Source organism: Vibrio sp. 10N.286.51.B11 (assembly GCF_041469245.1).
GTDB lineage: Bacteria > Pseudomonadota > Gammaproteobacteria > Enterobacterales > Vibrionaceae > Vibrio > Vibrio crassostreae_C.
Genome location: NZ_JBFRKI010000007.1, coordinates 342,721 through 356,585, shown reverse-complemented (window position 1 = coordinate 356,585; position 13,865 = coordinate 342,721). Strand labels below are relative to the sequence as shown.

The window sequence follows — 13,865 nt, the reverse complement described above, 5'->3', positions numbered from 1 at the left end:
CCGGTAATTCGATACGTAGAATTAAAAGTGATAGAAAAATGCCTGCTAAATCAGCAGGCATTTATTGGTGTTATTTCGCTTTTGATGCGGCGTGGTGTTCAATCATGAAGGCAATGGCTTCATTGCTTAAACAAGATTTACTCACATATTGGCGCTGTTTACCGATATGCAGGATAAAACCAAGATTGGTCTGCTCAAGTTGGTCGATGTCACTCCACGCGATGGTGTTGGTCGCTTTGTGGTTTTTGTAACTTACTCCGTTAGCGTCACCTTGAAAGACAATTTTGCTGCCTGCGCCTGAGCTGATTTTTTGTCGCCATAACCACCAGGTTCTTTTGCAGTACACACTGAATGCTTCAATCACACTCAAAACAATAAAGAACCAGCCAACATAGCCGTTAGGTAATAGTTCAAATTCCAGTAGAACCACACCAAAAATAAGAAACAGTATTCCTTTTAAGTAGGCTTTTGGAAATTGAGTCGGAAGGCTAGTTTGATCATAACACTCCGCGAAAAACGTCTTGTCGAGTTTGTATTCTGTAGTGAAACCGGGTTCTTTAGACATGTGAGGCTACTTTATGGTTCTCTGTGAATGGGCTGTCAGTGGGCAGGTGTCCCACGCTGCAATTTTGCAACTTGATTATTGTATCGCTTCTCACTGTTTTTATTTAGATATTTTGGCTCTGTTTTGTAAATCGATGATACTTAACGGGTCTATTCTAACTTTAGCTATCAGACTAGTGTAGGGGCATCTTTAAAGTCACCTAAAAAATTGGTGATGGGATGGATAGACCTGTGGAGTCACCCGGTTGTTGGGACTACTGGCATTTTTGGATAAAACTTCGATCTCATTTTGTTGGTTGATGGAGTCTATAGTGATTAGTGTGCTTTATCACTGCTGTTGAGGGTGCTCTAACAGAATAAATATATGAAGCTTGCAAAGTTCATCACTGTTCACTTTGAGAGGCCATGCCCAAAGCGATACCTTGGGCATGGCCTTATTCTATTTCAGTTTTAGGATCAGTACTCGATGAATAATGACACCTGCTTAACGTTAATGAAGAAACTTCTTTCATAGGGAGAAGAGGTAAGAGCAATATCTAGTTTGTTCAACTCAGACACTCTCTTCTCATTTAATGCTTCTAATAGTTTAGAGTTGGTAAACCTAAGCGTTTGACCTGCTTCTACGTTGTTGAATGTAGTGAGTGGATTACTCCATGCTGCACATATTGTAAAAGACTCACAGAACGTGTCGTAATCCAGTGTGTTTGGAGACCAAGTTTGATTAACGATATGCGCAGTTACATTGTTGAATGGAAATTGAAGAGTTGAATCTCCGAAATCAACAATAAGCGTTGCCTGTTTAATTTTCCCTCGAACCTCACTTAAGTCAAAACTCGCTAGTGTTTCGTAGTCGTATGGGATTGAAGCCCCCGCTCTTAAGTAACCACCGACACGATGTTGCGTGACATGTGTTGCCGGGGTTGCTTGCCAGTTTTCTCTTTCCAAACCGAATAGGTTAGAGGGGAGGGTCACATTCACTGGCGGACTGAAATCAGAGGCTTGGTATGGTGGAGTTTGACCGAGAACTCCTTGTCGATAGGAGTCAACGCCACTGTAGATTAGCAGTGCGTTCAGTTCATAAGGACCATCGGCTTGCTTAAACGTGTCACCAGGAACGGTAAACTTGATGGTGTTTTCGCCAGCCTCAAGCGGTTCTTGGAAACTCACTAGCTCTAAATACTCTCCGGCTGCACCAACGATATTTACCGAACCTGTGTAAGTTCCACTGCGCGTAACATGGATAGGAAACTCAAAACTCAGCGAATCAATGTAGGTTCCATCTTGCGACATAGTCGGTGTGGTGACTAAACTCCCCGTGACTTCAATCGGTTCGCGGCAACGCTCAAAAGATGCTAAATCAATAAATTCTTCAAACTGAATTCGAGGGGCTGAAATTCGTATGTCATCTTGAGTGATTGCGTAGATGATCGTCGGGTTGGAGGTCAAAGTAGACGCTGAATCAAACGCGCCAAAAATATCTTCAGTTGAGTACTGTAGAGTGACGATTTGCTTCGCAGGTTTGAGTTGCAGACGTTTGCTTGTGTTCAGCTCGTCAATTCCATCGGTGAGGTAACCATGAATGGCAAAATCCCCCGCGGATTTAACATCAAGTTCCAAGCGCTGCTCTAAGGCAATAACACAGCCTTCAGAGGAAAACAGTGGAGCGAGTGAGAGGCTGACAAATTCAATGTCAGAGGGTAGTACGTGGATTTTTTTACTTGTCTGGCGAGTGATAGTTGTTCCATATTCTTCAAAAGACGTTATGCCTTCAATTAGATAATCCCCTTCAGCGGGTGGAACGAAAATATTGCTGTAGACACCATCTTTAGCAATAGCATCGAAATTGACACCCTCATCTTTAAGCGTCAGGCGTGTTTTTATTCCAGCTTCATCAATGATCACTGCGCTGGTTTGGGCACCTGTGATTGGATTCCCTTTGTTTGTCAGTAATGCAGAAACGGGAACTGGTTCACCGACCACAAATTGGTTTGCAGCTATCGCCATGCCAAACGCAATAGGGGATTGGATCGCAACCTGAGCAATAATTACTGTGTTGTAACTTGGGTTTGGAAAATCAACGACGATCTTCCATTCGCCAGGTTCAGGGTTAGTTACTTCAGGCAAAAATAAATAGCTGCCCGGTAGCGGCGGACTTTGTGTGTCACCTGAAAGTATGTTCGCTTGCACATCATTGGATGATGTTGCGACTTGCCCGTTAGGCTTGACTAAATATACGGTTGCATCATCCAACGGCACGATGATTTCTGCTTTTAGGGCTTCCGCTTTGTCGATGGTAAATAGCATTGTGACTTCGTTATCGTTACTAGTCACTGGTTGAGATAGTGTCGTGCTTGTACTCATCCCAACGGGTATTGCATTACTGGCGATAGCCGGTGTGATGAAGGTACAGAAAAGACTGAACACCATCACTAATTGCTTGATGAATTTCATTGTGGCCACTCCTTAGCGCATTGAAATAATTTGTTGTAGAAAGCGTTCAACGTTTTGTCCCGTTTTCATTGTTGAGTGGTTAGCCAATACGTTACCCAATGCATTGGTATAACTTGGGTTAGCGCTTGCCAAGGTCACAACAACATCATTTTCTTGCGGTACTGTTTGAATGGCTTGGTAACTGACTATGGTGATTGGATGAGCTTGTGGTCCATGCACACTTGGCATTGTGACCGATTGAGTTTGAGTATCGAGGTAGGCCGCAGAACTAAAGCTTCTTAGCGCCTGCCAAGCGGTAACGCCTGCCCAACGCGATCCCCACGGGAATAGGCCAACGATATCAGGATCTTTCTCAATAACACCGTCTTGGTTGAGATCGGCATTTGCCCCAATAGAAAATGTATTTGCAATATTGCCGCGAGTACGCATTTGGATCGCGTTTGATGCTGTATCCGTTGTTAGATCACGGATACCAGGCATTTTAGGACCCGCAAACGGAATATTTGGGAGTTGCATGTACTTGCCAGCGTAATTATTTGGATCGGTACTGACGTTACTGTAGATATCGGCGTAGTGGTCCATTTTTATCACCGACAAATCTGCTGCGACGCTACCAAGGTGAGGTGTGGAGAAAGTAGAAAGGGAGGTTATCTCAAAGGAAGGGCTAAGTGCTTTGAGGTTTTGGGTATCTAGCCCGCCTTTACTGTGTGCAATGACGTGAACTTTGTCGGATTTCAACTCATCGAGAAAACCCTGAATTTTGTTGTTCAAGATATTAGCGTTAGTCGCTGTGGTTCCATTTTTGTCAGCAGAGAAACGAGTATAACGAATGCCATAGTCATCAAGTGTAGAAAGCACGCCTGGAGCCGTATCATCATCCCAAGTGTCTGATTGTGCAGCAATGCCATGAGCAAGAATCACAGGAATGGCAACATCAAACTCGATTGAGACCCAATCGACAGACATACACCAGTTGTCTCCCGTATTGCCAGTATCAATATCGACGCGAATCTCATTGTTTTGGCCGAACTTGATATCACTGATATCGACTTGAAGGTTAGTATCCGTCCAGCGGTTATCAGAGCCTTGCAGCGTACCTAAAGACTTTCCGTTAAAAGATACGACATCTATTTCTGGAGCAATATTACTGACGTTGGCATTGGAGTCTATGTCGAAGACCGGCATGCTGATCCTTGCGTTAGAACCGAGAACGCCTTTTTGCTGCATATCGCCCAGTTTACTTGGGGCAATTCTCCCGTCACTTTGTAAAACGTTGGGGCTGACAACCATAGGAACAGGTAAAGAGATAAGTAGAGGTCCGCCAGAAGCATAGGTACAACCGGTATCCAGACCAGGACCAGAATTGACAACATAAACGCCGAGTACTTCTTGCGGTGGGGCTATCCCAGAGCTTTGTGAACGCATCGAGAAATTACGCAATTCGTGTGAATCAGGTATATCTTCAGCACTCGCGAAACTCGGAGAAAGTAACAAAACACTGAGCGTGGCGCTCGGAATGTCTAGTTTCATTTGTTTACCTTTGAGTATAGGTTATCCAAGAATTTGGTTGAAGAAAGCTCTATCTGTAGTTGTAAGGTAAAGGCTTGGAGTTTGATGTGAAATTTATTGGGTATAATTTCGGCTTGTTACTCAATTGATAAAACTGCTGCTCTATTTTTTTTCAAAATAGGAAGAGTGCGATCGTAGTTTCTGGATTGCGGAAGTTATGTCCTTATTTTCAAAAGGAGGGGGATAGTGCTCTAATATTGTTAGAACAATCTAAGTTAGTTTATGAAAGAGTAGCTAAGAATAGGAAAATCAAAGTTGGATGTAGGTTTGTTACAGAACTACATAGAGCGCGCTGTTCTGAATGGCTGACTACTAACCTAACTGGCTGTGCAAAGTTAGGTTAGTAGAAATTATGTGGCTGTTAATTCAGATTTGAGAGATAAGGGCTAGTGTTTTTTAGTAAAAATGGTAAAGGTCGCAATAAACTGAGGTTTGTTATTACATCGTTCGCTACATAGTGAAAACAGGCGACATACCGCTGTCTTGTCCACTCATTAGCAACAAGCCAATTAAGACAAGTAAAACACCACCGAATAGCTGTAAATAATGACCTGCGGCTTTTAGTGAAGCACTGTTATTCTTGTTACCTGCTGCCAAATCCAAATAGCGTTTTACCAAGTTCTTGCCTGTTAGTGTCATTATAGCAATCGTCGAGGTTGTGAAAGCAGTACCAATCGCCATGGCAAAAGCACTGACAACACCCATCCAATATAGGCCAACCATGTTTGCGAAAAGCAGTACCATGATGGCTCCGGTGCACGGTCTTACGCCAATCGTCACTATAATTCCAGCATATTCTCGGAGCGTTGAGGCTTTGTTGATTGCGTCTGCATCGGCTACATGCTGGTGGCCGCACCCACAGTCGGCATGAGAATGATCTGCATGAGTGTTAGCTGCGGCTTGCATTGTGCTAGTAGCGTCGATTATCGGAGAAGGGGCTGATATTGATGAACGAAGTGCCATTGGCGAACGCGCTGAAATTGTCGCAGCTGTGTCTGTTGCGAGTGTAGTGATGGCTTTCACTTTCAGCTTAGGCTTACGCATAGCGGTGTAGATGTTTTTCAAAGCCTTCCAACATATAAGCGCGCCGACGACCGCGACTAAGGCAAAGCTTAATGAAACAAACATATTCGCTTTGTCATTCACTACTCGCATGGAAGCACTAAAGCCCCACAGCAACACGCTTACTAGTAAGATTGCGACCAATGCTTGTAAAAAAGCGGAGACGACCGTAAGCACTAAACTCGCCTTGGCTTTGGTTGGGTGAGTCGCTAAGTAAGTCGACACGATAACTTTGCCGTGCCCAGGCCCCAAAGAATGAAGCATGCCATAGATAAAGCTGAACCCGATAAGGTAACTGCCTGCGCCCCAAGGGTTGGATTTAGCTTCATAGAGCAGGTCTGCAAGTTCTGAATTGACTTCTCTTTGCCATTGAATGCTAGAGATAACTAACGATGGCCACATGGACCACAGTTGATACGCACCAATAGCAATAAGCACGAACGCGCCAGCACCAATGAGGTAGTGATTGATTTTGGATTGATTTTTCTTCATTTAACAAGAACCTATATCTGAAATCTTTCTGTTAATTAGTTGCCATGCTTAATCAGCTAGACGCTGACTTAAAGGCTGAAACGAACCACTGCGACTAAGAAGCGGGAACCGCCGCACAATGAAGCTCAACCGATTGTGTAAACAGTTGGCCTAGCGTGTTATCTGGATCTGCATCGACAGGTAAAGACATTGCATAACTCATTTGCTCTGGCGTCGGGTTAGGCTCGATTAATTCTAAATGGCATTGTCTTGCTAGTTCAGGTGACAATGTCACGTCGCTGTTGGATAGCCACGACATGTCGACAAAGTAACTAGGGTCAAAAATCAATACGCGAAGCGAGTTTCGTGTCACAGGCTTAGGTTTAGAAAGTGGTAGGTCAAATGTTAGAACCATCTTGGCTTTATCACGCTCAAACTTTGCGTTCTCAACCACCTGATATTTGATGGGCTCTTCACCATCATAAAAGTACGTGAAGTAGTGCTCGTACATCATGTTTTCGATTACAGACGCTGCGAGCTTTTTGAATGTTTCAGTTTCTGTATCGGCAGAGACGTCTTCTCCATCCAACATGTACATCGAGGTCATTGCATCAAAAGACCACTCCATAGAGAGACCGGTGATCATGCCATTCTCTCCCTCAATATGAGTTTTCATCTCTATCCAAGAGTGAGGGTGGGCATATAGATTTGGCGCAAAACACAATAATGCTAGGCCAACAGTCAAGCCCTTGAGAGAGCGAAAGCATGTCGAGAAACGGCTTACATAGCGTGTGGAGAGGCGATTGATGACATCGATTAGAATAAATGGCTGTTTCATGAGAAATGATGGTAATTTAGTGTGATGTTATATTATAACAACCCGATGCGTTGTTCACTTCAAATTATAAGCTTGTTTACATTGAAGCCGACTGCAATTCTTGATTTTCAATCCAACCTATTTTTCCTATAAACATCTTTGATTGGTCCCTAATTAGACATTATTCAGACTAGTGTGTGACGTTGAATAGTCGATTAAGCTCTCGGTTGTGCGAGGCCTTTTTGTAATGGGTTTGAGCTTGGCTCTTGATAACAGGCATTAACAACGCAAAAAATACCCCCAGTAAAAATACTACCCCCTAGTATATATGGTTATTTGAAAGGTAACTGAGATAGGCTGAAGATGACGGTAAGTTTGGGTGCTTGTGATCTTAGTTATCGATCCAGTAAATCTTATTTTTCACATGATAGTTATTGGCATATGCTAATAATGGGGCGTATGCTGAACTCTTGATCATCAATAACAGGAAGTTACTATGTTATACGCAGTACCTTGTCGCGACCTTCATGTTGGCAACCACTTTGCTCGTTCCCCACAGATCGCGATTGTCGATGAACAACGACAGATAAAACAGATTGTTCCTTTGATTGACTCCGACACCTCTTGCAATAAAAAGAAGCAATGGATTTCGGTTCTCCGTTCTTACGATGTGAAATCTGTGGTGGTTCGTTATATTGGTAAGAAGATGCTGGCGCACTTGTTCAATAACGATATTCGAGTCTTGGCATCGACAGGTAAGGCAGAAATCGGGGCTTTGGATTTCGACAATCTACGGGAAGTGACCGATCTCGATTATGGTCGCGAGCCGAGAAATAGTGGGTGTGGCAATAAAACGTGCGGCGAAAACGGGCACAAAAAACAAGCTTCGATTCTAATGGTACAGCCTAATCAGCTAGGTGCTATTCGAGGGTTCCGACAATGACCTTTTTGTTGACGCTATTGGGGTTTGTCGGAGTCGTTACATTGATGGCGATAGGCGTGATTTTTTCGCGCAAGCCAATCAAAGGCAGTTGTGGAGGACTCGCACAGTTAGACATTGAGCGCGAATGCAATTGCAAGGATGTGTGTGAAGGGCAAAGCCGAAAGTTATATCAGATTACTGAGCCATCAAGCTAAGTATCAAGAGTTCTCGCTCGCTGAGTTAAATAACTTCTGGCTAACACGTTAATTAACTACTTTGAATCACCAACGCGTGACCATTGACGATGCACTTGGCGACTTTAGCTCGTGCACGCTTGATAATGTTGCCGAACGTTTGGCGAGACACCTGCATTTGTTCGGCGGCTTCAAGCTGGCTCAGGCCTTCTTGATCAGCCAAGCGCAAGGCTTCGAGCTCTTCCAATAGCAATTCTTCTTTATGAAGCTCGTCCATAGGAACACCATTGGGCTTAAAACAAGAGTAAGCCGTACGGGTACACAACTGGCGATGTTTTTTTGGTCGAGCCATATCAATCTCTAGCAATCTATGGGTAAAGGTAAGTATGAAGGTTTTCATTCCACACAATCATCGGCGTTGCCAAGTGTGCAGCCAAGGTTTTTTCAACGACAGCGCCATTTGTTTTGAAGCTATTGGCGAGCATGACTCTTTAACTAAGCATGAGGCAGTAGCTAAATATAAAACCAGAGCCAAGATTGTACCAACAGATAAAACTGAGGGCTACGATGGCATCATGCAAGGTGGCATTGTCACTACACTGCATGACAGCGCGATGTTGCATTGTCTATTTCAGAATGATATCAAGGCGATGACGGTGAGTTTAACCTCTCGTTTTCATCATCCGATTTTGATTGGTCAAGAACTGGAAGTTCGTGCCCAGTGGGTGAAAAGTAGACGTAATATCTACTTCCTAGAAAGCCAAATTACTCAGTGCGGAAAGTTATGTTCGTCGGCACAAAGTCAGTTTATGTCAGTTTCTAGCTATCAAACTTAAGCTTGGTATAGCGGTGTTGTTTTATCAGTTATAAAAGTCCAACTACGGTTTCATAATCACTGAAAATAACGTGTACGAAGAAGAGATTAACCGCGCCCTGTTGAAGATTCGTGAGTCACGAAAGTGGCGTAAAATCTTGGTCGATTATTTCGCAGATCAGTAATCGAAATTAGAGGCTTATTCAAAAGCTTTTGGACTTTCGCCGTTACAGTTGATCTGAATCTGAGGCCTTGATCTTTTTGAAGTATTTAAATGCACTCCAAACCGCGTAAGCCGCAACCCCTACAATCAATGCCGAGCGAAGGAGAATAGGCGCATCATGCTCAAGTTGACCAACATGAGGAACAATACTGGCAAACAATCGACTGGTAAAAAGCAGCCCCATTACTAACATAATTACTTTATTCATGTGACCTGCCATACAATTGAGTACGTTGCACAGAACGAGTTTTGGGGCGATTACACGGTTAACACGCCAGACAACGATTCTGCTCGAAATAAAATCATGCGCTTCTCAAACGTAACCGTCAACGCGATATCGGCGTTTAGCCAGTAAGTTAAAATTCCGTTTTTGGAAGGGGGCTGTTCTGGTGCTGGAGTTTCGAGTTCGAGACTGTGGGAGGGCTATGACATCTTCCCGTGAAATTGATTTTCCGGATTTAATATTCTGATTTATGATCGCATGCAATCTAGGGGGGACAAATGTCCTCCTCTTTGTTTCTATCGGCGCAATAATATAGGTGCTACAAAAATCAAATAATAAAGGACACCCCTATGGACCTATTCGCCCTACTTGATATCAATAATACCTTAGTCAATATCCCAATAGGGGGTGGCTACGCGATGAGCTGGATTGAAGCATTCGGCACCGTGTTTGGTCTGTTGTGTATTTGGTTTGCAAGCCAAGAAAAAACCATTAACTACCTGTTCGGATTGCTGAATGTCACCTTATTTGCGGTTATCTTTTTCCAAATTCAGTTATACGGACTGCTACTTCTTCAATTGTTCTTCTTCTGTGCCAACATTTACGGTTGGTACGCATGGACACGTCCTAATGAGCAAGGTGAAACGCTAGAAGTTCGTTGGTTGAGCCAAAATAAACTAGTAGCAACGGCCGTAGCGTGTGCGATTTCTATTGCTTTGTTAACTATGTACATCGACCCATTCTTTTTTGCGCTAGCAAACATCGCGGTAGATAGCCTGAATCTATTTGGTGCGGATTTAGCGGAGCCAGTGCTTGAACCGGATGCGTTCCCATTCTGGGATGCCACGATGACCATTCTATCTATTGTTGCTCAAGTTCTTATGACACGTAAGTATGTTGAAAACTGGATACTGTGGATTGTGATTAACATTATCAGCGTTGGTATTTATGCGACGCAGGGTGTGTACGCAATGTCTGTTCAATACGCAATCTTAATGTTTATTGCGGCAAACGGTACTCGTGAGTGGGCACGCACAGCTAAACGAAACAGTGATAAATCGTTAACTCAAGCAACGGCTTCTTAGGAGTGAAGATGGCAAAGCAACCTCATATCTGCGTTGATGAAACGCAAATTGCTCCGTTAGTTATTGTTTGTGGTGAGCCAGATAGAGCGAATCGAATCGCTAACTTGCTTGAACATGCTGAACTGGTCTCTGAAAACCGTGAATATCGAATCTTCACTGGTCAATATCAAGGTAAAGCGATATCGGTTTGCAGCACGGGCATTGGTGCACCTTCAATGATCATTGCGGTAGAAGAGCTTAAGTTTTGTGGTGTGACTCATATTGTCCGAGTAGGGTCTGCAGGCGCAATGCAGTCACATATCGGGCTTGGTGAGCTAATTATTGCAGAGGGCGCGGTTCGTGATGAGGGGGGATCTGCGGCTTACGTTAAACCGTCGTATCCCGCTTATGCAAGCTTCTCCCTGCTCAAAGAGCTAGATGGGTTCTTGCAGCAGCAGTCAACACCTTACTATTTAGGAACAGTGCGCTCACACGATAGCTTTTATACCGATGATGAACAGGCGCTTTGTCAGTACTGGAATGGCAAAGGCATTTTAGGTGCAGACATGGAAACATCCGCGCTGTTTACCGTGGGACGCTTGAGAGGGCTTAATGTCGCTTCTATCTTGAACAATGTTGTCTTGTACGAACAAGATGTAAAGGAGGGCGTTGGGCAATATGTCGATGAGGCAGAGGTAATGATGCAAGGAGAGCGGCTAGCGTCATTAGCGGCACTGGAAGCATTAATTACTCAATAAGAGCCTGAATAAATGCAAGACGAAAGCGATGGGAGACCGTCGCTTTTTTATTGGGTTCTCTCCTGTGGTTTAAGTGGTTACAATCGTTTGAATATAAACAGCAGTAATGCAATGAGAGAGTAAGTATGAAGATTGCACCATACTCAAGCGGACGCTTTAAAAACTACTTAGAAAAAAAAAGCTCTGAATTTAGAGATCTCATCTACCAACACCAAGTTAACTCTCGTTACTTCAATCAAAATGATGAAATCCTACGTCAAGGTGAGCAGCTTCAGTATCTTTATGTAGTGCCCGCTGGAAGAGTCTCTATGAGTATTTCGGCGGCTAATGGGCGACGCTTTCAATTGGGCGAAGTGAATTGTGATTACCATATCTTCGGTGAGATGGAGTTTTTCACGCAGACCCCTTGTCAGTGGAACGTAGTGGCTGATGAACACATGCAAGTTGATGTTATTTGCATTCAGAGATTAGCAGAAGCACTACTTGAAAATCCGGGGATGATGTTCTTCTTTGCCTCTGCATTGGCGGAAGATTATCAAGACTCTATGGGTATTTACACTAACCGTCTTTTACACTCAATTACCTACAACATTGCCTACGACTTATTGGTTCAAAGTCAGACAAATACTGTGTTAGGCGGTTTCGATAAAGTGAATCAAGAAGCGGAACGTTTTGGCACATCGAGCAGAGTGTATCGAAGAGCGGTTAAAGACCTATTAGACAAAGGTTTCATCAGAAAAGGAGATCAAGGGTTAGAAATTGTCGATCAGCGAGCACTGCAAGCTTTTATTGACTCCTACGAATAATAAAAGAGCTTGGCACTTACTTAAATGCCAAGCTCGGTTTTTCAATGTTTACTATTAACTACTCGCATCTATTTATGAGCGACTTTCTCTCAGCAACTAGCCCGTAAGTGTCCGCGCACCATTACCGGCGACTAAGTATTAATCCTTAAGCTTTTGCATACATGAGTGTTCTATAACCACCGATTAAGTTGCGTGCTTTAAAGCCGTTGTTGACGAGTTGGCGATAAGCCACGTTACCGCGTAACCCGACTTGGCAGTAGATTACAATCTCTTTGTCTGCTGGGAGCTCACTCATTCGATCACGCAGTTGGTCGACAGGAATGTTGATTGCGCCTTCAATAAAGCCACCATTTTCTAGTTCGCTAGGGTTACGAACATCGAGTAGGAGTTGGTTGTCGCTTAATGTTGCAATCTCATCGAAATGAATAGGTGTCGCGTCACCTTTAATAATATTGTTGGCAACAAATGCGGCTTGGTTAATCACGTCTTTGGCACTCCCGTAAGGTGGTGCATAGGTTAATTCAAGGTGTTGAAGCTGATCAACGGTCATACCTGCACGTTGAGCTACTGCCATAACATCAATGCGTTTATCAACGCCATCTTTACCGACGGCTTGCGCACCTAGTATTTTCCCTGTCTTAGGGGCGAATAACATCTTGAACGAGACAATCTCAGCGCCAGGATAGTAGCTAGCGTGGCTTGCGGTATGCACATAGACTTTTTCATAGTCGACGCCTTCACGCTTCAACTGTTTTTCGTTTTTCCCTGTTGAGGCAACGGCTAGGTCAAAAATCTTACAGATAGCTGTGCCCTGTGTACCTTGATAGATTTCATTGCGTCCGAGCATGTTGTCGGCAGCCATACGACCTTGACGGTTAGCAGGGCCAGCAAGCGGAACTAGAGTTTGTGCACCTGTGACAAAGTCTTTTTCTTCGACCACATCACCCACAGCGTAGATGCTAGGATCGCTAGTCTGCATCATTTCATTGGTGTAGATACCACCTAGTTCGCCAATTTGAAGTCCTGCTTCTTTTGCTAACTTAGTCTCAGGACGCACACCGATAGCCATGATTAAGATATCAGTAGTTAATGACTCGCCATTATTAAGTGTTAATTCTAATTCACCCTCTATGTGTTGGTGCTTCTCGCTCTCGCCTGAATCAAAACTTGCGATGTGTTCGTTAGGTATATATTTCACAGACTCAAGCGCGACGCCGAGTTTTAGGTCGATGCCTTTGTCACGAATCTCCGCATGGGCAAAGCCGGCCATTTCCCGGTCTACTGGCGTCATTACTTGGTCAGCCATCTCAATCAACGAAGTCTTGATCCCAAGCTGATGAAACGCTTCCATCATTTCCAAGCCGATAAAGCCACCGCCAACAACTGTCGCGTGCTCAGGTTTATTCATTTGGATTGTTTCGATGATGCGATCCATATCTGGAATATTGCGTAGCGAATGGGTGAGGGGGTTATCGATTCCTGAGATGGGAGGAACGACGGCACCGGCTCCAGGGCTGAGTAATAAGAAGTCGTAACTCTCGCTGTAGTGATTACCATCAACAAGATTTTTGACTGTAACGGTTTTATTGGTGCGATCAATAGAGGTAACTTCGTTCATCACTCGTGCGTCAACGTTGAAGCGAGCTAAGAAGCTTTCAGGTGTTTGTAACAGAAGCTTGCTTCTATCCTCGATATCGCCACCTATGTGGTATGGCAATCCACAGTTGGCAAAAGAGACGAATGGTCCTCGTTCAAACATTATTATTTCGGCTTCTTCACTAAGACGACGAGCGCGTGCAGCAGCTGAAGCACCTCCAGCTACGCCACCGATGATTACAATTTTAGTCATACGTTTACCTATTACTGTCTCTAAGTTTAACTATACAAATTGCCGAGCATAGAGCTTGTATCTTCTTAATGATCAGTA

The 13,865-nt window shown here is 43.9% G+C and carries 14 protein-coding genes and 1 pseudogene; 7 read left to right on the top strand and 8 right to left on the bottom strand.

The window, feature by feature from the left end:
- Window positions 1-70: 70 nt before the first annotated feature.
- The 5 genes from AB4154_RS04255 to AB4154_RS04235 all read right to left on the bottom strand — a co-directional run bounded on the left by AB4154_RS04255 (window position 71) and on the right by AB4154_RS04235 (window position 6,955).
- Window positions 71-565, bottom strand: coding sequence for a YcxB family protein (locus AB4154_RS04255; RefSeq protein ID WP_102320053.1), 495 nt, complete (start codon window positions 563-565; stop codon window positions 71-73).
- Window positions 566-1,020: 455 nt separating this feature from the next.
- Window positions 1,021-3,015, bottom strand: coding sequence for a choice-of-anchor X domain-containing protein (locus AB4154_RS04250; RefSeq protein ID WP_372122306.1), 1,995 nt, complete (start codon window positions 3,013-3,015; stop codon window positions 1,021-1,023).
- Window positions 3,016-3,027: 12 nt separating this feature from the next.
- Entirely contained in the window at window positions 3,028-4,545 is a 1,518-nt protein-coding gene (locus AB4154_RS04245; RefSeq protein ID WP_372122304.1) for an esterase/lipase family protein, read from the bottom strand.
- A gap of 489 nt (window positions 4,546-5,034) precedes the next feature.
- Window positions 5,035-6,138 (bottom strand): nickel/cobalt transporter, encoded by a 1,104-nt coding sequence (locus AB4154_RS04240; protein WP_102398115.1) that lies wholly within the window; start codon window positions 6,136-6,138, stop codon window positions 5,035-5,037.
- A gap of 94 nt (window positions 6,139-6,232) precedes the next feature.
- A complete protein-coding gene (locus tag AB4154_RS04235) occupies window positions 6,233-6,955 on the bottom strand; it encodes a DUF1007 family protein (RefSeq protein WP_029235926.1) in 723 nt (240 codons plus the stop codon).
- Between the two features lie 475 nt (window positions 6,956-7,430).
- Here AB4154_RS04235 and AB4154_RS04230 point away from each other — a divergent pair, with 475 nt between their 5' ends.
- Window positions 7,431-7,877, top strand: a complete 447-nt coding sequence (locus AB4154_RS04230) for a NifB/NifX family molybdenum-iron cluster-binding protein (protein ID WP_017059102.1) — start codon at window positions 7,431-7,433, stop codon at window positions 7,875-7,877.
- Window positions 7,874-8,071, top strand: a complete 198-nt coding sequence (gene nqrM / locus AB4154_RS04225) for a (Na+)-NQR maturation NqrM (RefSeq protein WP_009846971.1) — start codon at window positions 7,874-7,876, stop codon at window positions 8,069-8,071. Before AB4154_RS04230 ends, nqrM begins: the two co-directional genes overlap by 4 nt.
- A gap of 52 nt (window positions 8,072-8,123) precedes the next feature.
- On the opposite strand, the gene AB4154_RS04220 is transcribed toward nqrM, so the two are convergent.
- Window positions 8,124-8,402: a DUF134 domain-containing protein gene (locus AB4154_RS04220; RefSeq protein ID WP_029235478.1), complete on the bottom strand. Its 279-nt coding sequence runs from the start codon at window positions 8,400-8,402 to the stop codon at window positions 8,124-8,126.
- Between the two features lie 34 nt (window positions 8,403-8,436).
- On the opposite strand from AB4154_RS04220, the gene AB4154_RS04215 reads away from it, so the two are divergent.
- On the top strand, window positions 8,437-8,886 hold the full coding sequence (locus AB4154_RS04215) for a PaaI family thioesterase (protein WP_372122302.1): 450 nt from the start codon (window positions 8,437-8,439) through the stop codon (window positions 8,884-8,886).
- Window positions 8,887-8,920: 34 nt separating this feature from the next.
- Window positions 8,921-9,049, top strand: a pseudogene (locus AB4154_RS04210) (ABC transporter substrate-binding protein); the annotation flags it as partial.
- 42 nt (window positions 9,050-9,091) lie between these two features.
- Here the strand turns inward: AB4154_RS04210 and AB4154_RS04205 are convergent.
- Window positions 9,092-9,295, bottom strand: a complete 204-nt coding sequence (locus AB4154_RS04205) for a hypothetical protein (protein WP_017059106.1) — start codon at window positions 9,293-9,295, stop codon at window positions 9,092-9,094.
- A gap of 365 nt (window positions 9,296-9,660) precedes the next feature.
- Here AB4154_RS04205 and pnuC point away from each other — a divergent pair, with 365 nt between their 5' ends.
- The 3 genes from pnuC to AB4154_RS04190 all read left to right on the top strand — a co-directional run bounded on the left by pnuC (window position 9,661) and on the right by AB4154_RS04190 (window position 11,938).
- A complete protein-coding gene (pnuC, locus tag AB4154_RS04200) occupies window positions 9,661-10,395 on the top strand; it encodes a nicotinamide riboside transporter PnuC (RefSeq protein ID WP_372122300.1) in 735 nt (244 codons plus the stop codon).
- Between the two features lie 8 nt (window positions 10,396-10,403).
- Window positions 10,404-11,132 (top strand): nucleoside phosphorylase, encoded by a 729-nt coding sequence (locus AB4154_RS04195; RefSeq protein ID WP_372122298.1) that lies wholly within the window; start codon window positions 10,404-10,406, stop codon window positions 11,130-11,132.
- A 125-nt stretch (window positions 11,133-11,257) separates the two neighbouring features.
- Window positions 11,258-11,938, top strand: a complete 681-nt coding sequence (locus AB4154_RS04190; protein ID WP_372122296.1) for a Crp/Fnr family transcriptional regulator — start codon at window positions 11,258-11,260, stop codon at window positions 11,936-11,938.
- 145 nt (window positions 11,939-12,083) lie between these two features.
- Here AB4154_RS04190 and AB4154_RS04185 read toward each other — a convergent pair whose 3' ends face one another.
- On the bottom strand, window positions 12,084-13,787 hold the full coding sequence (locus AB4154_RS04185) for an FAD-dependent oxidoreductase (protein WP_017067877.1): 1,704 nt from the start codon (window positions 13,785-13,787) through the stop codon (window positions 12,084-12,086).
- Window positions 13,788-13,865 lie beyond the last annotated feature (78 nt).